The 21,820-nt window shown below is 70.9% G+C and carries 15 protein-coding genes; 10 read left to right on the forward strand and 5 right to left on the reverse strand.

Annotation, left to right across the window (positions count from 1 at the left end; genetic code table 11):
- The first annotated feature begins 20 nt into the window (after positions 1-20).
- A complete protein-coding gene (locus tag ACVCAG_RS44255; RefSeq protein WP_447191572.1) occupies positions 21-2,390 on the forward strand; it encodes an NEW3 domain-containing protein in 2,370 nt (789 codons plus the stop codon).
- A 131-nt stretch (positions 2,391-2,521) separates the two neighbouring features.
- Here the strand turns inward: ACVCAG_RS44255 and larE are convergent, their stop codons facing one another.
- Genes larE through ACVCAG_RS44280 form a run of 5 tightly spaced genes read right to left on the reverse strand, consistent with a single transcriptional unit; the run spans position 2,522 to position 7,302 of the window.
- Positions 2,522-3,349 (reverse strand): ATP-dependent sacrificial sulfur transferase LarE, encoded by an 828-nt coding sequence (gene larE, locus ACVCAG_RS44260; RefSeq protein ID WP_440089648.1) that lies wholly within the window; start codon positions 3,347-3,349, stop codon positions 2,522-2,524.
- 11 nt (positions 3,350-3,360) lie between these two features.
- Positions 3,361-4,515: a nickel pincer cofactor biosynthesis protein LarC gene (larC, locus tag ACVCAG_RS44265; RefSeq protein ID WP_440089650.1), complete on the reverse strand. Its 1,155-nt coding sequence runs from the start codon at positions 4,513-4,515 to the stop codon at positions 3,361-3,363.
- The gene (gene larB / locus ACVCAG_RS44270; protein WP_447191573.1) at positions 4,512-5,249 is read right to left on the reverse strand and encodes a nickel pincer cofactor biosynthesis protein LarB; all 738 of its coding nucleotides are present in this window, start codon (positions 5,247-5,249) and stop codon (positions 4,512-4,514) included. Before larB ends, larC begins: the two co-directional genes overlap by 4 nt.
- Positions 5,246-6,526 carry a nickel-dependent lactate racemase gene (gene larA / locus ACVCAG_RS44275; RefSeq protein WP_447191574.1) on the reverse strand — a complete coding sequence of 427 codons (1,281 nt, stop codon included), beginning with the start codon at positions 6,524-6,526 and terminating at the stop codon, positions 5,246-5,248. Before larA ends, larB begins: the two co-directional genes overlap by 4 nt.
- Positions 6,523-7,302, reverse strand: coding sequence for an FCD domain-containing protein (locus ACVCAG_RS44280; RefSeq protein WP_440089656.1), 780 nt, complete (start codon positions 7,300-7,302; stop codon positions 6,523-6,525). The genes larA and ACVCAG_RS44280 overlap by 4 nt, the downstream gene beginning before the upstream one ends.
- 307 nt (positions 7,303-7,609) lie before the next feature.
- Between ACVCAG_RS44280 and ACVCAG_RS44285 the strand changes: the two genes are divergently transcribed.
- From ACVCAG_RS44285 to ACVCAG_RS44325, 9 genes are all read left to right on the forward strand, one after another.
- Positions 7,610-8,959 carry an enolase C-terminal domain-like protein gene (locus tag ACVCAG_RS44285; protein ID WP_447191575.1) on the forward strand — a complete coding sequence of 450 codons (1,350 nt, stop codon included), beginning with the start codon at positions 7,610-7,612 and terminating at the stop codon, positions 8,957-8,959.
- A complete protein-coding gene (locus tag ACVCAG_RS44290) occupies positions 8,959-9,723 on the forward strand; it encodes an SDR family NAD(P)-dependent oxidoreductase (protein WP_362698397.1) in 765 nt (254 codons plus the stop codon). Before ACVCAG_RS44285 ends, ACVCAG_RS44290 begins: the two co-directional genes overlap by 1 nt.
- Entirely contained in the window at positions 9,720-10,793 is a 1,074-nt protein-coding gene (locus ACVCAG_RS44295; protein WP_447191576.1) for a sugar ABC transporter substrate-binding protein, read from the forward strand. Before ACVCAG_RS44290 ends, ACVCAG_RS44295 begins: the two co-directional genes overlap by 4 nt.
- Positions 10,783-12,309, forward strand: a complete 1,527-nt coding sequence (locus ACVCAG_RS44300) for a sugar ABC transporter ATP-binding protein (protein WP_447191577.1) — start codon at positions 10,783-10,785, stop codon at positions 12,307-12,309. The genes ACVCAG_RS44295 and ACVCAG_RS44300 overlap by 11 nt, the downstream gene beginning before the upstream one ends.
- Positions 12,293-13,324: an ABC transporter permease gene (locus ACVCAG_RS44305; RefSeq protein ID WP_447191578.1), complete on the forward strand. Its 1,032-nt coding sequence runs from the start codon at positions 12,293-12,295 to the stop codon at positions 13,322-13,324. The genes ACVCAG_RS44300 and ACVCAG_RS44305 overlap by 17 nt, the downstream gene beginning before the upstream one ends.
- A 74-nt stretch (positions 13,325-13,398) precedes the next feature.
- Positions 13,399-16,260 carry a glycosyl hydrolase family 95 catalytic domain-containing protein gene (locus tag ACVCAG_RS44310; protein WP_440089665.1) on the forward strand — a complete coding sequence of 954 codons (2,862 nt, stop codon included), beginning with the start codon at positions 13,399-13,401 and terminating at the stop codon, positions 16,258-16,260.
- 1,228 nt (positions 16,261-17,488) lie between these two features.
- Entirely contained in the window at positions 17,489-19,543 is a 2,055-nt protein-coding gene (locus tag ACVCAG_RS44315) for a family 43 glycosylhydrolase (RefSeq protein WP_447191579.1), read from the forward strand.
- 18 nt (positions 19,544-19,561) lie between these two features.
- A complete protein-coding gene (locus ACVCAG_RS44320) occupies positions 19,562-21,073 on the forward strand; it encodes an endo-1,4-beta-xylanase (RefSeq protein WP_447191580.1) in 1,512 nt (503 codons plus the stop codon).
- A gap of 25 nt (positions 21,074-21,098) precedes the next feature.
- Positions 21,099-21,820, forward strand: a 722-nt coding sequence (locus tag ACVCAG_RS44325) for a non-reducing end alpha-L-arabinofuranosidase family hydrolase (RefSeq protein WP_447191581.1), incomplete at its 3' end; no start/stop codon positions are given.

Raw genomic sequence — 21,820 nt, forward strand, 5'->3', positions numbered from 1 at the left:
CGCACGTGTGTCCGTCACCCGTGCCGCACAGACGTACATCGGTCGCGACCCGGGCGGAAGCCGTCCGGGCGGGCCACACGATCGTGGTCGCGCCCCCCGGAGCCGGGAACGCCGACGACAGGGGGCCGGGTGGTACGGACCGTCCGCTGGCGACCCTGGAGGAGGCACGGCGACGGGCGCGCGAGGCCGCGGCCGAGGGAACCCGCGACGTCACCGTCCTGCTCCTGGACGGGACCTACCGGCCGGCCTCGCCGCTGCGCCTCGACGCCGCCGACTCCGGCAGGAACGGGCACACCGTGACCTGGAAGGCGGCGCCCGGGGCCACGCCCGTGCTGAGCGGCTCCCAGCCGGTCACCGGCTGGGAGCCCGACGGCGCCACGGGCGTCTACCGCGCCCACGTCGGCACCGGATTCGACAGCCGGCAGCTCTACGTCGACGGGATCCCAGCGCAGCGTGCGCGGATCGAGCTGGCACCCGGCGACATCACGCTGACCCCGACCGGCTTCACCATCGACAACCCGGACCTCGCCTACCTGGCCGGCCTGCCCGACCAGGGGCGCATCGACTTCCAGGCGATGCTGACGTTCACCAACCGGTTCGCGCCGGTGCGGAGCATCTCCGGCTCCACGGTCGTCATGCGGCAGCCGGCCTGGGACAACAACACCTACGGCTACGACACCGTCCAGGCTCCGTTCCGCACGCCGAGGTTCTTCCTGCTCAACTCCAGGAGCTTCCTGGACGAGCCGGGCGAGTGGTATCTGGACCCCGCGGCGGGGACGCTCTACTACAAGCCGCTCCCGGGGCAGGACCTCTCGCGCGCGCGGGTGGAGCTGCCGCGGCTGGAAACACTGCTCCAGGTCGGCGGCACCTACGACGAGCCGGCCCGCGACCTGCGGTTCGAGGGCCTGACCTTCACCGGCACCACGTGGCTGCGCCCCGGCTCGCCCGACGGGTACGCGAACCAGCAGACCGGCGTGTTCGTCAGCGGCGTCCAGCCCCACCGGCCGGCTGACGCGTTCACCTCGTGCTCCATCGGCTGCACGGGATTCGAGGCCTCCCGTGACGGCTGGGAGCAGGCGGCCGCGGCGGTGCAGGTGTCGGCGGCGGACGACATCGCGTTCGTCGGCTGTACCTTCGTCAACCTCGGTTCCGTCGGGCTCGGCATCGGCAACGACGCGGGCGCCCACGCCACCGGCGTGGGACTGGGCGCGCACGGGGTCTCGGTCGTGGGGAGCACGTTCACCGCGAGCTCCGGCGGCGGCATCGTGGTCGGCGGCGTGCGCCCCGACGCGCACCACCCGTCCGACCCTCGCATGGTCAACAGCGACATCGTGCTCAGGGACAACCGCGTCCACGCGACCGCGCTCGAGTACCTGGACCAGGCCGCGATCCTCGCCAGCTATGTCACGCGGCTGACGATCGAGCACAACTACGTCTCCGACATGCCGTACATAGGCATCGGGCTCGGCTACGGCTGGGGCGCCAACGACCCGGGGGGCAGTCCCGACTATCTCGCCCGGGGGCTCTACGACTTCCAGCCCGTCCACGACACGCCGACCACCCTGAGCGACGTCCGCGTCGTGGGCAACCACGTGCGCAACGTCGTGCAGGCGCTGTCCGAGGCGAGCTGCGTCTACGCGCTCTCGGCGATACCCGGCGGCGTCATCGACGAGAACCACTGCGAGAACAGCGGGCAGTTCGGCCTGTACTTCGACGAGGGTTCCCGGTACCTGAGCGTGAGCCGCAACGTGTTCCTCGACACCGCGGGACCGTGGGCGCACGCCAACACCCAGAACGGCAACCACACCGGCGACCTCACGCTGGTCGAGAACTACGTGACCAACCCCGCCATCACCGGCATCGCCCACGGCGACCGCGGCAACGTCGTCCGCGGCACCATCGCCGTCACCGGCGGCAACCTCCCGATCGAGGCCAGCCGGGTGATCTACAACGCGGGCCCCACCGGCCCGTACCGCGGCGCCCCCGACCCGCGGCGTCCCCCGGTCGGCGCCTTCCTCGCGGCCGGTCCGGTCACCGTGAGCGCCGGTGATCCGGCCACCGTCACCACCACGGTGGAGAACCTGGGCGACCACCCGGTCACCGGCCTGACCGTCTCGATCGCCGTCCCCGAGGGCCGGCGGGCCGAACGCGCCGGCAGGCCGGTGAGACGCGTGCTGCCCCCCGGCGCCTCGGACACCGAGACGTGGAGGATCACGGCCCCCGGGTCGTTCACGACCCCGGCCGGTCACGTGCCCGTCAAGGCGACGGTGATCTTCCAGGCCGGCGAGACCGGTTACGTCCTGGACAGGTCGCTGACGCCGGCCCCGCTCGACCCGCCGCGGGGAGGTGGGACGCCGGGTCGATCACCGTCTCCCACGCCGCCGGCGTGACGCGCCGGTCCGGTTTCGGCGGCCTCACCGTGAGCCGGCCCGGGTTCGCCGGACCGTGACCGGCCCGTACGGCCTCCCGGTCACCGGGGCCCCGCGCGGGCGATCCCGGTGCGCGGGGCGTCCCCGGCCGGTCACGGGCGGAGCGGCTCCATGTTCAGGGCTCCGGAGCGGAAGGCCGCCACCTCCACCTGGGCACCGGGGAAGCCGGCCTCGCGTACGGCCGACACCAGGCCCGGCAGGCCGGCGGCCCGGGGCGTCAGGTCGGCGGCCACCTCCACTCGCACCCGGTCGCCGAGATCGCGTACCCGCAGGTCGGTGACCGGCAGGCCGGCTCGGACCAGCAGGCGGCGCACCGCCCGCTCGGCCGTCTCGATCCGGTGCAGCCGGGCCGGCGTCACCTCCACGCCGTAGGCCACCCGGCTGGCCAGGCAGGGCGCGGCAGGCTTGTCCCAGGTGACCAGGTTCCACGCCTTGCCGGCCCGACGTACCTCGGCCTTGGTCAGACCGGCGTCGCGCAGCGGGGCGAGCACCCCGCGCTCGTCGGCGGCCCTGATTCCCGGCCGGAACGGGTCGACGGCGTCGTCGGCGTTGGTGCCGGTGGCGACGTGTGCGACGCCGTGCTCCGCCGCCACCCGGCCGATCACGTCGAGTACCTCCGACTTGCAGAAGTAGCAGCGGTCGCGGCCGTTGGCGCGGTAGGCGGGGTTCGCCATCTCGGCGGTGGCCGGCAGCAGGTGCCGTACGCCGAGGGAGGCCGCGAACCGCCGGGCCGCGTCGAGTTCCTCGGCCGCCAGGCTGTCGGAGACCGCCGTCACCGCCAGCACCCGCCCGGTCCCGAGTGCCCGGACCGCCGCCGCCAGCACCAGCGCGGAGTCGGTTCCGCCGGAGAAGGCGACGGCGAGCGAGGGCAGGGGCGTCAACCGGTCGAGCAGTGCGGTGATCTTGGCGTCGGAGGTCATCCCGGTCTCTCTCACATAGGGGGTCGTTCGCGGGTCAGCCGCAGCGCCCAGGCGGCCGTCTCGCGCAGGGACAGGCCGAGGGCGGCCGAGGCGGCGGCCACGTCGTCGTGTTCGGGCTTGGCCGCGTGGGGTCCGTGCTTGACACGCACGCGATGGCCCGCCAGGTCCACCTCGGTGGTGTGCCGGGGCAGGGCCGTGCGCTCGACCGCGGCCTCGCGCACGCCGAGCGCGCCGGTCTCGACGAAGAGCAGGTCCCGCAGGGCCGGCGCGGAGGGAGGGCGGCACAGCAGGTGCAGCACGTGCGCGGGCCGGCCCTTCTTCATGGTGGCCGGGGTGGCCCAGGCGTCCAGGGCGCCGGCGTCGAGGGCCCGGGCGATCGTGTGGCCGAGCACCTCGCCGGTGACGTCGTCCAGGTTGGTCTCCAGGACGACCAGGGGCTCGGTGCCGGCCTCGCGGGCGGGCTCGGCGATGGTGACGGCGACGACGTTCGGGCGGTCGGGAAGCTCCCGGGTGCCCGCGCCGTAGCCGGTCGCCACCGGGGTCATCGCCGGCGGCGGGGTGTATCGCGCTCCCATGGCGCGCAGCAGCGCCGCCCCCGTGGGGGTCACGGTCTCCCCTGGCAGGTCGCTGCCGGTCACCAGGGCCCCCCGCAGCAGGGCGGCGGTCGCGGGGGCCGGTACGGGCAGCACGCCGTGGCGGGTGGTCACCGTGCCGGTTCCGAGGGGGATCGGGGCGCAGTGCACGGCCGTGACGCCGAGCAGGTGCAGCGCGGCGGCCACGCCGACGATGTCCACGAGGGCGTCGTGGCCGCCCAGCTCGTGCAGGTGCACCCGGCCGGGGTCGGCGCCGTGGATCCCGCCCTCCGCCTCGGCGATCGCCCGCAGCGCGGCGGTGGCGAGGGCGGCGACCGGTTCCGGCCGGGCGGCCCCGGCCATGGAGATCAGCTCGGCCGCCCGCCGCTCGGTCGCCGTGTCGGTGACCACGACCCGTACCCGGGTCACCGCCAGCCCGTGACTGGCCACCCGCCCGGCCGTCAGCTCCCAGCCGGTGAGACCGGTCGATCCCACCGCCGCGCGGATGCCGTCCAGCGGGGCCCCTGCGTCGATGAGCGCCGCCAGCAGCATGTCCCCCGCCAGCCCGGTGAACGGGTTGACCCAGCAGATCACGGCCCTGCCCCCTGCTCCGCCGCCTCCGCGCCCGCCGGGGACGGGGAGGGCGGGGAGGCGCGGCGGGTGGCGGTGTGGGCGAGACGGTGAGCGGCCATGGCGGCGCCGAAGCCGGAGTCGATGTTGACCACGGTGAGGCCGGCGGCGCACGAGGACAGCATCGCCAGCAGGGCGGTGACGCCCTCCAGGGCCGCGCCGTACCCGACGGAGGTGGGCACGGCGATCACCGGCGCCGCCACGAGGCCGCCGACGGCGCTGGCCAGCGCGCCCTCCATGCCCGCCACGACGATCACCGCGTCCGCCGCGCGCAGCCGCCCGGTCTCGGCGAGCAGCCGGTGGATTCCCGCCACTCCCACGTCGCGGACCACGGTGACGTCCAGCCCGAGTGCCCGGGCCACGGCCGCCGCCTCGGCCGCCACCGGCCCGTCGGACGTGCCCGCCGTGACCACCGCGACCGCGAAGGACCCGGTCGTGGCCGGCCGCCACACCAGCAGCCGCGCCACCGGGTCGTGGGATCCGCCCGGCACGGCCGCCAGGACGGGTCCGGCGACCGCCTCCTCGACCCGTGTGGCCAGCACCGGGCCGGTGTTGCGGATGAGCAGGGCGGAGACGATGGCGGCGATCTCCTCGGCGGTCTTGCCCGGCCCGTAGACGACCTCGGGCGTCCCCTGGCGGGCCTCCCGGTCCACGTCGACCCGGGCGAACCCCAGGTCCACCACCGAGCGTTCGCTCATGCCCGGCCGCCGGACAGGTAGGGAATGGTCTGCGGGCCCTCCGGCAGCACGCACACGCGGGCGCCCGGCCCGGCGGCGGCCAGCGCCTCGGTCACCGTGGCCGCGATGTCGTCGGTCTGTTCCAGGTGGGCGGTGGCCAGGTCGGCGTCGCCGAGGTACGAGGTGTGCATCACCACCCGCGCGCCCGCCTGGATACGCGCCTGGATCTGCACCTGCCACTGGTCGGGGACGGTCACCGGCCGGGCGGCGATCGCGTCGAGCAGCGCCCGCGGGGAGGACTCCGAGGCGAGCACCTCACGGTAGGAGCCGTGGTCGGGGAAGCCGTCGCGGCACTCGGCGGCGCAGACGATCACGCCGCCCGGCCGGACCACCTGGAACGCCGCCGACATGCCCTTGACCGCCTGGTAGAGGTTCTGGTCGAGGGGGTAGCCGGAGTTGGTGGTGACCACCACGTCGAAGGGCGCCTCGACCCGTCGCATGGCGACCCGGCGGGCGGCGGCGGTGGCGGCGGCGTGCATGGGCAGGATGTCGCCGCCGAACGCCGCCGCGATGTCCTTGTCCCGGTTGAGGATCACGTCGAGGGCGAAGGTCACCCCGGTGCCCTCGGCGATGGCCCGCACGTCGTCGTGCACGGGGTTGCCCTCGATCACTCCCCAGGTGGCCCGGGGGTCGCCGATGCGCGCGGCGTCGTGCAGGGTGAGCACGGTCTCCAGCGCGGCCAGGCCGGGGGCGACCAGCTTGGGCCCGCCGGAGAAGCCCGCGAAGAAGTGCGGCTCCACGAAACCGGTGGTGATCCGCACGTCGGCCTCGACCCAGGCGGTGTTCAGCCATACCGGTACGTCCTTGCCGAAGCGGCCGAGGTAGGTGAGCGATCCCGGGTCGCGGGCGTCGTGGTTGACGATCCGCACGGAGTCCACGACCGTGTCGCCGAACATCGCGCGCAGCTCGGCCTCGGTGTTGCCGCGATGGGTGCCGGTCGCGACGAGGATGGTCACGTCGTCGAGGTCGATGACGCCGTCGAGCTCGTCGAGGATCGCCGGGATCATCAGGTGCCGCGGCTGGGGGCGGGTGATGTCGCAGGCCGAGATGGCGACGGTCTGGCCGGGCCGTACCCTCTCGCGCAGCGGCGGCCCGGACACCGGGTCGCGCAGAGCCGCCCGCAGCGCGCCCATCTGGTCGGGCGCGGCCGCGTGGTGGACGGGGGTCACCACCGTGGTGGTCTCGTCGGGCAGTTCGACCGTCAGGCCGGTCTCCCCGTAGGCCAAACGGATCTTCATCGTGTCTCCTCACCGCCGAGCTCCGGCCAGAGCCCGTCGGCGATCTTAGTACCGGCCGGGCCCTGATCGCCGACGGCCCCGGCCGGAGGGCCCTCCACGTCCTCGAGCACCGAGCGAAACCACGTCTCGGTCGTGCCGATGTGCACCAGCGCCGCCGCCTGGGCGAGCGTCGCGTCACCGGCGGCCAGGGCGTTGTAGATCGCCTCGTGCTCGGCGATGGTCTTGTGCGAGCTGCCGGTCTCGACCGTGCCGCGCCACACCCGCATCCGCAGGGTGCGGCCGGAGATCCCGTCGAGCAGGGTGGACAGCGTCTCGTTGCCGCTCGCCCGCACCACGGCGCGGTGGAAGGCGGCGTCGTGGTGGTTCAGCTTCTCCACGTCGTCGCTGGCCGCGCGCATCGCGGCCAGGTGCTCGCCGATCTCGGCGAGCTGTCCGGCGGAGATCCGGGACGCGGCCAGCGCGGTCGCCGCGGGTTCCAGCATCCGCCGTACCTGGACGATCTCCAGCAGCGTGTCGTCGCGCAGCAGCTCGACGGCCAGCCCCAGCCCTTCCAGCAGCAACCGCGGTTCCAGGCTGGTCACGTAGGTGCCGTCGCCCCGCCGTACGTCGAGCACCCGGGCCACGACCAGCGCCTTGACCGCCTCGCGCAACCCGTTGCGGGAGACGCCGAGCTGGGCGGCGAGCTGGTGCTCCGGGGGCAGCCGCGCCCCGGGAGGAAGATCACCCGACTGGACGAGTGCCCGGATGCGGGAGATCGCCTCGTCGGTCAGGGACATGGGCACGGCCTCCGGTCGTGGAGTCGCTCGATCGGTGCGCTGGTCACCGCGGGAACATAACAGACATCCCATGTTCGCGTGAAAGGGCGATCCACCGCAAGGCAAACATGGACCGCACATGCGCGACAGGGCCTGAAATATTCAGCCAATTCCTCATATTTACGGTATTTCGCCAGAAGGTCTAGACACATCACACCGGGAGGATTACAAAGACATCCCATGTCCATGTGGTGAAGATCCCTTCACCTTCCGGAAACATCAGCTGGAGGTAGACCTTCGTGCGCACGTATCGCCAGAGCGGGTCACCGTGACGGAGCTGATCACCGCGGTCGAGGCCCATGACATCCGGTTCCCCACCTCTCGATACCTCGACGGTTCCGACGCCATGAACCCCGAGCCCGACTACTCCGCCGCCTACGTGATCGTGCGGACCGACGGCGGGCAGGAAGGGCACGCGCTCGCCTTCACCGTCGGGCGCGGCAACGAGATCGCCGTCGCCGCCGTGGAGTCGCTGGCGCCGCTGGTCACCGGACGGCCGGTGGCCGAGGTGCTCGGCGATCTCGGCGGGGTGTCGCGCCGGCTCACCGGCGACAGCCAGCTGCGCTGGCTCGGCCCGGAGAAGGGCGTCATCCACATGGCGGCGGGAGCCGTGCTCAACGCCCTGTGGGACCTTCGCGCGCGCAGGGCGGGCAAGCCGCTGTGGCGGCTGCTGTCGGAGCTGTCGCCGGAGGAGATCGTCGACGTCGTCGACTTCCGCTACCTGGAGGACGCGCTCACCCGGGAGGAGGCGCTGACCATCCTGCGCGGCGCCGAGCCGGGCCGCGCCGGGCGCCGGGCGCGCCTGCTCGCCGAGGGCTACCCGGCCTACACCACCACCCCCGGCTGGCTCGGTTACACCGACGACAAGCTGGTCCGGCTGGCCAAGGAGGCGGTCGCCGACGGGTTCCGCCTCATCAAGCTGAAGGTCGGCGCCGATCCGGCCGAGGACGCACGGCGCGTGCGGCTGGCCCGCGAGGCGGTCGGCCCCGACGTGCGCATCGCCGTGGACGCCAACCAGGCGTGGAACGTCGGCCAGGCGATCGATCGCCTGGCCCCGCTCGCCGAGTTCGACCTGTACTGGATCGAGGAGCCCACCTCCCCCGACGACGTGCTCGGCCACGCCGCCATCCGGGAGCGGGTCGCGCCCATCAAGGTCGCCACCGGCGAGCACGCCCACAACCGGGTGATGTTCAAGCAGTTCCTGCAGGCGGGCGCGATCGACATCCTGCAGCTCGACGCGGCCAGGGTCGCCGGGGTCAACGAGAACATCGCCATCCTGCTGCTGGCCGCCAAGTTCGGGGTGCCGGTGTGCCCGCACGCGGGCGGCGTCGGCCTGTGCGAGATGGTCCAGCACCTGGCGATGTTCGACTACGTGGCCGTCAGCGGCACCACCGAGGACCGCGTCATCGAGTACATCGACCACCTGCACGAGCACTTCACCGACCCGGTGGTGATCAGGGACGGCCGGTACGTCGCTCCCCTCGAACCGGGCGGAGGCGGCGAGATGCACCCGGCCTCGCGCGCCGAGTACTCCTACCCGCACGGTCCCCGGTGGGCCGCCGGCACCAGCACCGACACAGGCGCCGACACGGTCCTCGCCGCGGGAGAGGTGGGGTGATGGGCACCTTCGACGGGCTCACGGCCGTCGTCACCGGTGGCGCCTCCGGCATCGGCCTGGCCACCGCCACCCTGCTGGCCGAGCGCGGGGCCCGCGTGGCCTGTCTCGACCTGTCCCCCGGCGTGCCCGAGCCCCTGCTCGGGCTGCGGGCCGACGTGGCCGACGACGCGTCGGTGCGGACCGCCGTGGCCGAGGCCGCGGACCGGCTCGGCGGCATCGACATCCTGGTGAACAACGCGGGAATCGGAGCCCAGGGCGGGATCGAGGACAACGACGACGACGAATGGCGCCGGGTCTTCGACGTCAACGTGTTCGGCATGGTCCGGGTGGCCAGGGCGGCGCTGCCGTACCTGCGGGCGTCACGGGCCGCGGCGATCGTGAACACCTGCTCCATCGCGGCGACCGCCGGGCTGCCCAGCCGGGTCCTGTACTCCTCCACCAAGGGCGCGGTGCTGGCCATGACCCGGGCCATGGCGGCCGACCTGGTCACGGAGGGCATCCGCGTCAACTGCGTCAACCCCGGCACCGCCGACACCCCGTGGGTGAACCGGCTGCTGGAGGCCGCCACCGATCCCGAACAGGAACGCCGGGCGCTCACCGCCCGTCAGCCGATGGGCCGTCTGGTCTCGGCGGACGAGGTGGCCGAGGCCGTCGCGTACCTGGCGAGCCCTCTCGCCGCCTCGACCACCGGTACCGATCTGGCCGTGGACGGCGGCATGCACGGACTGCGGCTGCGGCCCAGCACAGGAAAGGAACGACCATGAGAAGAGGACTCGCCCTGGGAACGGCCGTCGCCCTGGCGGCCGGGCTGACCGGCGCGTGCGGGGGCGACGGCGACACGGGCACCGGCACAGCCGCCCCGGGAGCCGCCAAGCCGGTCGTCGGGGTGGACTACCCCCGCTCCGACACCGACTTCTGGAACTCCTTCATCAAGTACGTCCCCCAGTTCGGCACCGAGAACGGCCTGGAGCTGAAGACCTCCAACTCCCAGAACGACATCTCCAAGCTCACCGCCAACGTGCAGAGTCTCGTCAGCCAGGGCGTCAAGGGCCTCGTGCTGGCGCCGCAGGACACCGCCGCCGTAGCCCCCACCCTCCAGCAGCTCACCGCCAAGAAGATCCCCGTCGTCATGGTCGACACCCGCCCCGAGCAGGGCGACGCCTACATGGTGGTACGCGCCGACAACCGGGCCTACGGGGAGAAGGCGTGCAAGTTCCTCGGCGAGAAGCTGTCCGGCAAGGGCAAGGTCATCATGCTCCAGGGCGACCTGGCCTCCATCAACGGCCGCGACCGCACCGAGGCGTTCAACGAGTGCATGAAGGCCGACTACCCCGGCATCACGGTGTTCGGCGAGGCCACCAACTGGGACGGCGCCGTCGCGTCGCAGAAACTCCAGACGCAGCTCACCGCCCACCCCGACATCAAGGGCGTCTACATGCAGTCGAGTTTCGCCCTGTCGGGCACCCTCCAGCTGCTCAAGCAGCGCGGGCTGCTGGTCCCTCCGACCGACCCCAAGCACGTCTTCGTCGTCTCCAACGACGGCATCCCCCAGGAGCTGAAGGAGATCGCCGCCGGCAACATCGACGCCACCGTCTCGCAGCCGGCCGACCAGTACGCCAAGTACGCGCTGGAGTACACCAAGGCCGCCATCGAGGGGAAGACGTTCAAGCCCGGCGCGACCGACCACGACAGCACCATCATCCAGGTGCGTCCGGGCCTGCTGGAGGACCAGCTCTCCGCGCCCCTGGTCACCGCCGACGGCGGCACCTACGGCGGCGTCCCGAGCGTCAAGTCGGACGACTCCTCGCTGTGGGGCAACAACCTTGGCGGCTGACCCGGCGCCCACCCCTCTCGTCGAGGCGGTGGGCGTCACCAAGAAATACGGCGAGACCGTCGCGCTGGACCGCGCCGGAATCCAGATCATGCCCGGCCGGACCCACGCCCTGGTCGGCCGCAACGGGGCCGGGAAGTCCACCCTGGTCTCGATCCTCACCGGCCTCCAGCCCCCCGACGAGGGCGAGGTGCGGTTCGGCGGCGAACCCGCCCCGCGTCTCGCCGACCGCGACGCCTGGCGGCGGCGGGTGGCCTGCGTCTACCAGAAGTCCACGATCATCCCCGAGCTGACCGTGGCGGAGAACCTCTACCTGCACCGCCACGACCTGAACCGGTTCGGGCTGGTCCGCTGGGGCGCGCTGCGGCACAAGGCGGCCACGTTGCTCGCCACCTGGTCGGTGGACGTCGACGTACGCCTGCCGGCCGGCGAGCTGGACGTCGAGCAGCGGCAGTTCGTGGAGATCGCCCGTGCGCTGTCCTTCGGCGCCCGGTTCATCATCCTCGACGAACCGACCGCCCAGCTCGACGCCGCCGCCATCGCCCGGCTGTTCACCCGCATCCGCGCCCTGCAGGAACAGGGGGTGACCTTCCTGTTCATCAGCCACCACCTGCAGGAGATCTACGAGATCTGCGACACGGTCACGGTCTTCCGCGACGCCCGGCACATCCTGACCACCCCGGTGGCCGACCTGACGCACGCCGAGCTGGTGGCGGCGATGACGGGAGAGGCCACCGGCCTGGCCTCCGCGTTCTCCCGGGCGTCCGTGCCCGCCGACGCCGGCGTGGTGCTCGGCGTGCGCGACCTGTCGTACGGCGACGCCTACCGGGAGATCGACTTCGACGTCCGGGCCGGCGAGATCGTCGGCCTGGCGGGCGCGGCCGCCAGCGGCCGGACCGAACTGGCCGAGACCGTCGCCGGGCTGCGCGCGGCCGATTCGGGCGCGATCGAGGTCGGCGGCCGCCGCCCCCGCCCCGGCAGCGTGCCCGACGCGCTCGCCGCGGGTGTCGGCTTCGTCCCCCGCGACCGGCATCACCAGGGGTTCGTCTCGATGATGTCGATCGCCGACAACGCCACCATGACCGTTCCCGAACGGCTCGGCGAGGCCGGCCTGATCAACGGCCGCCGGCGTGACCGGCTGGCCAATACCCTGATCACCAAACTGGCGATCAAGACCCCCGGCCCCGGCCTGCCCGTGATGGGCCTGTCCGGCGGCAACCAGCAGAAGGTCGTCATGGCCAGGGCGCTGGCCTCCGACCCCCGGCTGCTCGTGCTGATCACCCCCACCGCCGGGGTGGACGTGAGGTCCAAGGAGTTCCTGCTCGGCAAGGTCGAGGAGACGGCCGCGAAAGGGAGCGGCGTGTTGATCGCCTCCGACGAACTCGACGACCTGCGGCTGTGCGACCGGCTGCTGGTGATGTTCCAGGGCCGTCTCGTCGCGGAGATGGCCGCCGGATGGCACGACCACGACGTGGTGGCGGCCATGGAAGGAGTCCGGCTCGATGCCCTCGACGCCTGAGAAGACCCGTACGCCCGCCCCGGAGAGCGACGCCCCCCGGCAGGAACGGCCACGGGTGCGGCTCGCCCGGCTGCGCGACCTCGCGCTGATCCCCGCGATCATCGTGATCGCCGTCGTCGGCCAGATCGTCCACCCGATCTTCCTGCAGGGTGACAACCTGATCAACATCCTGCAGACCATGTCGGAGATCTCGCTGCTGGTCATGGCGCAGACGCTCGTCCTGGTCGCCGGCAAGATGGACCTCTCTCTGGAGTCGACGTTCGGCCTCGCGCCGGGCGTGGCCGCCTGGCTGACCGTCGCCGTCGGCTCGGGCGCCGGGCTGGGCGTGCTGTCGGGCGTCTGGGCGATCCCGGTCACCCTGGCCGTCGGCGCGCTGATCGGCGCGATCAACGCGCTGTTGATCGTGCGGTTCGGTCTCAACGGCTTCATCGTCACCCTCGGCATGCTGATCGTGCTGCGCGGCCTGCTCACCGGCATCTCCGGCGGCCAGACCTTCTTCAACCTGCCGCCGTCGATGCTCTACCTCGGCTCGGCCCTGTGGCTCGGCGTGCCCACCTCGATCTGGCTGTGCCTGCTGCTGTTCGCCGCCGGCATCGTGCTGCTCGGCTTCACCCGCTACGGCCGCGCCCTGTACGCCATCGGCGGCAACGTGGACGCCGCCAGGGCCGCCGGCATCCGCACCGGCCGGGTGCTGTGGACCGCCCTGGTGGGCGCCAGCCTGCTCGCCGCCCTCGGAGGCCTGCTGCTGTCGGGACGCCTCGCCTCGGTGGCCGCCGCCCAGGGCGACGGCGCCATCTTCACCGTGTTCGCCGCGGCCGTCATCGGGGGCGTCAGCCTCAACGGCGGCAAGGGCACCATGTTCGGCGCGTTCACCGGCATCCTGCTCCTCTACATGATCCAGAACGTCCTCACCCTGGCCGGCGTGCCCGCCCAGTGGATCCAGGCCCTCAACGGCGCCATCATCCTCATCGCCCTCATCCTGTCCCGTCTCACCGGAGGCAAAGTCCAGGAGTAACCCGCCTCAGGCACCCCTCCCGTTCCTCCGCCATGGCATTTCCAACCGCCACACCCCCTACCGATTGGAACGACATGTCCGACGAGAACCACCTGTCACGCCGGCGACTGATGCAGATCGGAGCAGCCGGAGCCGGCTCCATGCTGTTACCCCTGCAGTGGACGGCGGCCGCCAGAGCCGCCTCGGCGCCCCCCGCGGCGGTGACCGCCGCAGGCGATCTGGCGCTGTGGTACGACGAGAGTGCCGGCACCGACTGGCTGCGCGCTCTCCCGATCGGCAACGGCCGCCTGGGCGCCATGGTGTTCGGCAACGTCGACATCGAGCGGCTGCAGCTGAACGAGGACACCGTCTGGGCCGGCGGCCCCTACGACCAGAGCAACACCCGGGGCGCGGGGGCGCTCGGGCAGATCCGGCAGCTGGTCTTCCAGAACCAGTGGAGCCAGGCCCAGACCCTGATCGACCAGAACATGCTCGGCAGCCCCGCGGGCCAGCTGGCCTACCAGACCGTCGGCAACCTGCGACTCAACTTCGGCAACACCTCCGGGGTCTCGGAGTACAACCGCTACCTGGACCTGACCACGGCCACCACGACGGTGTCGTACCTGAAGAACGGCGTGCGCTACCAGCGCGAGACGTTCGCGAGCGCGCCGGATCAGGTGATCGTCATGCGCCTGACCGCCGACAGGGGCGGCTCGATCACGTTCTCCGCGACGTTCGACAGCCCCCAGCAGACGACGCGATCCAGCCCGGACGGCACGACCGTGGCGCTCAACGGCGTCTCGGGCAACATGGAGGGCAAGACCGGCGCGGTCCGGTTCCAGGGCCTGGCCAAGGCCGTCATCGAGGGCGGCACCGTCAGCAGCTCCAACGGCACCCTGCAGGTGACGGCCGCGAACAGCGTGACGGTGCTGATCTCGATCGGCTCCAGCTACCGCAACTTCCGCGACGTCAGCGGCGACTACCAGGGCATCGCGCGGCAGCATCTCAACGCCGCCGCCGCCAGGACCTTCGCCGACCTGCGCGCCCGGCACGTCGCCGACTACCAGCGGCTGTTCGGGCGCACGACGCTCGATCTCGGCCGCACCTCGGCGGCCGACCAGCCGACCGACGTGCGGATCGCGCAGCACAACAGCGTCAACGACCCGCAGTTCTCGGTGCTGCTGTTCCAGTTCGGCCGCTACCTGCTGATCTCCTCCTCCCGGCCCGGCACCCAGCCGGCCAACCTGCAGGGCATCTGGAACGACTCGCTGGCGCCGTCCTGGGACTCGAAGTACACCATCAACGCCAACCTGCCGATGAACTACTGGCCGGCCGACACGACGAACCTGTCGGAGTGCTTCGAGCCGGTGTTCGCGATGATCAACGATCTGACGGTCACCGGCGCCCGTACGGCCCAGGTCCAGTACAACGCGGGCGGCTGGGTGGCCCACCACAACACCGACGCCTGGCGGGCCACCTCCGTCGTCGACGGCGCGTTCTGGGGCATGTGGCAGACCGGCGGCGCGTGGCTGGCCACCCTGATCTGGGAGCACTACACCTTCACCGGCGACCTCGCGTTCCTCCAGCAGTACTACCCCGCGATGAAGGGCGCCGCGCAGTTCTTCCTCGACACCCTCGTGCAGGAACCGAGCCTCGGGTTCCTGGTCACGAACCCGTCGAACTCCCCGGAGCTGGCCCACCACAGCGGCGTCAGCGTCTGCGCCGGCCCCACGATGGACAACCAGATCCTGCGCGACCTGTTCAACGGCTGCGCCAAGGCCTCCCAGGCGCTCGGCGTCGACTCCGACTTCCGAACCCGGGTCCTGTCCGCCCGGGACCGGCTCCCTCCGATGAAGACCGGCTCGCGCGGCAACATCCAGGAGTGGCTGTACGACTGGATCGAGACCGAGCCCGCCCACCGGCACGTCTCCCACCTCTACGGCCTGCACCCCAGCAACCAGATCACCAAGCGCGGCACCCCGGCGCTGTACACCGCCGCGCGGCGCACCCTCGAACTGCGCGGCGACGACGGGACCGGCTGGTCACTCGCCTGGAAGATCAACTACTGGGCGCGGATGGAGGAGGGCGCCCGCGCGCACACCCTCATCCGTCTCCTGGTGACGACGGCCCGGCTCGCGCCGAACATGTTCGACCTGCACCCGCCGTTCCAGATCGACGGCAACTTCGGCGCCACCTCCGGCATCGCGGAGATGCTCCTGCAGAGCCACAACGGCGAGCTGCACGTGCTCCCGGCGCTGCCGTCCGCCTGGCCTGCCGGGAAGGTGCAGGGCCTGCGGGGGCGCGGCGGCTACACCGTGGACACGACGTGGAGCTCCGGCACGGCCACCGAGATCCTCGTCAAGTTCGACCGCGACGGGACCGTCAACGTCCGCAACCGGATCTTCACCGGCACCTACCAGGTGGTCGACACCGGCAGCGGCGCCGCCGTCACCGTCACCAAGCCCGAGTCCGACGTCATCGCGCTGACCGGTCAGGCGGGCCACACGTACCGCCTGACCGGAACCGGCACACCGCAGCAGCCCACCTATGCGCGGATCACCAACGGGACCACCGGCCTGGCCCTGGACAGCGGCGGCAACGTCGCCTCCGGGTCGAACCTCAAGCAGTGGAACAGCAACGACGGCAGCACCAACCTGCATTGGCAGCTCGTCGATCTGGGCGGCGGCTGGTACCGCATCGTCAACCGCACCAACGGCATGGTCATCGACAGCTGGGGCAACACCGCCAACGGCGCCGTCGCCCGGCAGGCGGCCTGGAACGGCAGCAACAACCAGCAGTGGCGCCTCAACAGCGTGGGCAACGGCCGCAACCAGATCATCAACCGCGGCACCGGCACGGCCCTGGACGGCATGGGCAACAGCACCGCCGGTTCCACCGTGGCCATGTGGACTCCGAACAGCAGCACCAACAACCAGTGGACCATCACGGGCGTATGACGGTCGGCGACCTGTCGCGGACCTGATCCACATGTGCTTCGCCGCCTCCGGCCACCGGTCGCGGCGAAGCACATCCCGGAGCCTTCGCCCTCTCAAGGATCCGGAGTCCGTACGAACCCTGGAGCGACATCCACCCGCGGCGAGGCACGGACCGGCCAGGTCATGGCGAGCGACTCTCCTTCGAGAACAGAGAATCGCCTGCCGGCGCGAAGACCGGAAGGCGATGAAGATCGTTTCAACGTCGTTGTTTGCGCTAACATCGTCGCGATCAACGCTAGGTTCGCGTCACGGCGGTGTCAATCCGTTCACGTGCCAGAAACTTACGCAAGATCAAAAAAAGTTTTCGGCTCCCCCGAAAGCCACCGCGCGGTCGCGGACGACGGGCTCCGCGATCGACTCGCCCCGTCTCCACCGGAGCGGTTTTCCGGACCACGCCGATCGCCACGGCGGCCGTCGTGCTGTCCGTCTCGATCGGCGGCCGACGCCGAGCCGGTGACGGAGACCCCTCGACGGAGGCATATCGCGAGCGTACCGGGATGCCGCGCGTTCTCCGATCATGACCGTTCTCGCCGCTCCCGACCGTCACGGGCCCTTCACCTCGCGTGGCGGACCGATCGCCGGTCCGACGGGTCCGGGAGTCGATCGGGAGGAAGGCCACCGCATCTGACAGCCTGGCTATGAACATTCGTTGGATTCGGCCCGAAGTTTATGGTTGCCAAGTCGTAACTTCTGTGAAACTTTCACTTGCGCAGGCGCCGTTAGGTGATCTCCCTCCGGACGAACGTCCAGGCAGGGGAGCGTGCCGAGGGCAATGCGCAGGTCAGCGAGGACCGCGACTCGTTGACTCCGGCCGGTCAGTCGGATGTACTCCGCGACATCACCCCCCTGAGGAGCAAGCCATGAAGATCTCGAACCTCGAATGTTAGCGGTAACAACTTCTGGCGGCCGCGACCTGGCCTCCGGCCGGCCCAGAAGCATCGGACGCACCTCCCCTCACCGGGCCGCGGGGCCCGCCGGCGGGAAGCGGTCGTCGTTCCGCTCCCACGGCCTTACGGCCCCCCGGCCGCCGCGCCGGGGCCACGTACCGCGCGTCGGCCCGATCAGTGCCCCGTCGAGCGCCGCGGACCGGCAGTGCGCCACCTTCCGGGCAGCTTCATGATCGTCATGTTAACGCTAACAAATTCTTGAAGGGAGAACCATGCGCCCTATCAGGCGAAATCGCCTGCGCGTGTTGATCGCAGCCATGGCGGCGTTCGTGCTCACCGGCGCCCTGCTCACCGTGGCCACCTCCTCCGCCACCGCGGCGACCGTCGACACCAACGCCTGGTACGTCCTGGTCAACCGCACCAGCGGCAAGGCCCTGGACGTCTACAACCTGGCCACCAACGACGGCGCCCGTATCACCCAGTGGACGCGCAACAACGGCAACCAGCAGCAGTGGCAGTTCGTCGACTCCGGCGGCGGCTACTACCGCGTCAAGTCCCGCCACTCGGGCAAGGTCCTGGACGTCAGCGGCTTCTCCACCGCCAACGGCGGCGCCGTCGTGCAGTGGAGCGACCTCAACGGCACCAACCAGCAGTGGCGCCTCGCCGACTCCGACGGCGGTCACGTCCGCCTGATCAACCGCAACAGCAACAAGGCCCTGGAGGTCCAGGGCGCCTCCACCGCCGACGGCGCCAACATCGTCCAGTACGACGACTGGGGCGGCAACAACCAGCAGTGGCAGTTCGTCAAGATGGGCGGAACGGACCCGACGCCCAGCCCGACCCCGACGCCGGGTCCGGGCGGTAACTACACCAACCCGGTGGTCTGGCAGGACTTCGCCGACGGCGACATCATCCGGGTCGGCGACGCCTACTACTACTCGGCGTCGACGATGCACTACTCGCCCGGCGCGCCGATCCTGCGCTCCTACAACCTGGTCGACTGGGAGTACGCGGGCCACTCGGTCCCGCGCCTGGACTTCGAGTCCAACGCCTACGACCTCAACGGCGGCCGGGCCTACGTGAAGGGCATCTGGGCCTCGACGCTCAACTACCGGCCGAGCAACAGCACGTACTACTGGATGGGCTGCACCGAGTTCAACCGCACCTACGTCTACACCGCGTCGGCGGTCGACGGCACCTGGACCAAGCGCTCCCGGATCAACAACTGCTACTACGACGCCGGCCTGCTCATCGACGACAACGACACCATGTACGTCGCCTACGGCAACGGCACGATCAGCGTCGCCCAGCTCTCGGCCGACGGCCTCAGCCAGGTGCGCGCCCAGCAGGTGTTCCAGACCCCCTCCAGCGTCGGCACCCTTGAGGGCGCCCGCTTCTACAAGCGCAACGGCTACTACTACATCTGGCTGACCCGCCCGGCCAACGGCCAGTACGTGCTGCGCTCCAGCAGCCCGTTCGGCCCGTACGAGATGCGCCAGGTCCTGCTGAACATGCCCGGCCCGATCTCCGGCGGCGGCGTGCCGCACCAGGGCGGCCTGGTCCAGACGCAGAACGGCGCCTGGTACTACATGTCGTTCGTCGACGCCTACCCCGGCGGCCGGATGCCGGCTCTGGCACCGATCAACTGGAGCGCCGACGGCTGGCCGACCGTCCAGACGGTCAACGGCGGCTGGGGCGTCAACTACCCGAAGCCGAACATCCAGACCTCCAAGACCGTGGCCTCGATGATCGGTCCGGACACCTTCACCTCGGCCAGTCTCGGCCACCGGTGGGAGTGGAACCACAACCCCGACACCAGCCGCTTCTCCACCGGCAACGGCCTGCGCCTGCAGACCGCGACCGTCACCAACGACCTCTACAACGCCCGCAACACCCTGACCCACCGCATCCAGGGCCCGTCGTCGACCGCGACGATCGAGCTCGACTACTCGCAGATGGCCAACGGCGACCGTTCCGGGCTGGCGATGCTGCGAGATCAGTCGGCGTGGATCGGCGTCAAACGCGACAACGGCGTCAACCGGGTCGTGATGACCAACGGCCTGACCATGAACAGCAGCTGGGCCACCACGGGCACCGGCACCGAGGCGGCGAGCGCGAACATCTCGGGCGGCAAGATCTGGTTGCGGGTGAACGCCGACATCCGGCCGGGATCCGGCAGACAGGCCCGGTTCTCCTACAGCACCGACGGTGTGAACTTCACCGCGCTCGGACCGGCCTTCACGTTGAACAACGCCTGGCAGTTCTTCATGGGCTACCGCTTCGGCATCTTCAACTACGCCTCCCAGTCACTGGGCGGAGCGGTGACCGTGAACCGGTTCGACCTCACCACACCGTAAAACCGAAGGGATTACGCGATGAACCCCCCAAATCGCTCATCTCGTCCTTCCGGGCGCACCCGGCTACGGAGATTCCTGTCCATCCTGAGCGCCGGCGTGGTCGCCATCGGCGTGTCGGCGGCGATCTCCGCTCCGGCGGACGCCGCCTCCACGCTGGGCGCGTCGGCGGCCGAGAGAGGCGGCCGCTACTTCGGCGCCGCCGTCGCCGCCGGCCGGCTCGGTGACTCCACCTACGTCAACATCCTGAACCGCGAGTTCAACTCGGTGACCGCCGAGAACGAGATGAAGTGGAGCTCCACCGAGCCCCAGCGCGGCAGCTTCAACTACACCAGCGCCAACCGGATCGTGAACCACGCCCTGGGACAGGGCATGAAGATCCGCGGTCACGCCCTGCTCTGGCACCAGCAGCAGCCCGGCTGGGCCCAGGGCCTGTCCGGTTCCGACCTGCGCAACGCCGCCATCAACCACGTCACCCAGGTCGCCACCTACTTCCGCGGCAAGATCGATTCCTGGGACGTCGTGAACGAGGCGTTCGCCGACGGCGGCTCCGGCGGGCGGCGCGACTCCAACCTGCAGCGCACCGGCAACGACTGGATCGAGGCGGCCTTCCGGGCCGCCGACGCCGCCGACCCGGGTGCCAAGCTCTGCTACAACGACTACAACACCGACGGGATCAACGCCAAGAGCACCGGCATCTACAACATGGTGCGCGACTTCAAGGCGCGCGGCGTGCCGATCGACTGCGTCGGCTTCCAGTCCCACCTGGGCGGCTCCCTCTCCGGTGACTACCAGGCCAACCTCCAGCGCTTCGCCGACCTCGGCGTCGACGTCCAGATCACCGAGCTCGACGTGGCCCAGGGGCCCAACCAGGCCAACATCTACGCCGCGGTGACCCGGGCGTGCCTGGCGGTGTCCCGGTGCAACGGCATCACCGTCTGGGGCATCCGCGACAGCGACTCCTGGCGCACCGGGGAGAACCCGCTGCTGTTCGACTCCTCGGGCAACAAGAAGGCCGCCTACACCAGCACGCTCAACGCCCTCAACGGCGGTTCCACCAACCCGACACCGACCCCGACGCCGACCTCCGGCGGGCCGATCGACACCAATGCCTGGTACGTGCTGGTCAACCGGACCAGCGGCAAGGCCCTGGACGTCTACAACCAGTCGACGGCCGACGGCGGACGCATCACCCAGTGGACCCGCACCAACGGCAACAACCAGCAGTGGCAGTTCGTCGACTCCGGCGGCGGCTACTACCGCGTCAAGTCCCGCCACTCCGGCAAGGTCCTGGACGTCAGCGGCTTCTCCACCGCCAACGGCGGCGCCGTCGTGCAGTGGTCCGACCTCAACGGCACCAACCAGCAGTGGCGCCTGGCCGACTCGTCTGGCGGTTACGTCCGCCTGATCAACCGCAACAGCAACAAGGCCCTGGAGGTCCAGGGCGCCTCCACCGCCGACGGCGCCAACATCGTCCAGTACGACGACTGGGGCGGCAACAACCAGCAGTGGCAGCTCTCCCGTGTCAGTTGAGTCGTTCTCGAACAAGGAGCACATCGTGGAAATCACGCACGCCCGGCGCCCGCGCCGAAATATGGTGGCGGTCATCGCGACCGTGACCACCCTCCTGGCCGGTCTCCTGGTCGCGCTGGGCTCGACGAACGCCGCGAACGCGGCGACCGTCGACACCAATGCCTGGTACGTCCTGGTCAACCGCACCAGCGGCAAGGCCCTGGACGTCTACAACCTGGCCACCAACGACGGCGCCCGCATCACCCAGTGGACGCGTAACAACGGCAACCAGCAGCAGTGGCAGTTCGTCGACTCCGGCGGCGGCTACTACCGCGTCAAGTCCCGCCACTCCGGCAAGGTCCTGGACGTCAGCGGCTTCTCCACCGCCAACGGCGGCGCCGTCGTGCAGTGGTCCGACCTCAACGGCACCAACCAGCAGTGGCGCCTGGCCGACTCGTCTGGCGGTTACGTCCGCCTGATCAACCGCAACAGCAACAAGGCCCTGGAGGTCCAGGGCGCCTCCACCGCCGACGGCGCCAACATCGTCCAGTACGACGACTGGGGCGGCAACAACCAGCAGTGGCAGTTCGTCCAGGTCGGCGGGACGAACCCGACGCCGACCCCGACGCCAACCGGTATGTGCAACCTTCCGTCGACCTACCGGTGGAACTCCACCGGTGTGCTGGCGAACCCGAAGTCGGGCTGGGTCTCGCTCAAGGACTTCACCGTCGCCCCCTACGAGGGCAAGCAGCTCGTCTACGCCACCAC

The sequence above is a fragment of the Streptosporangium sp. G12 genome (assembly GCF_052983175.1).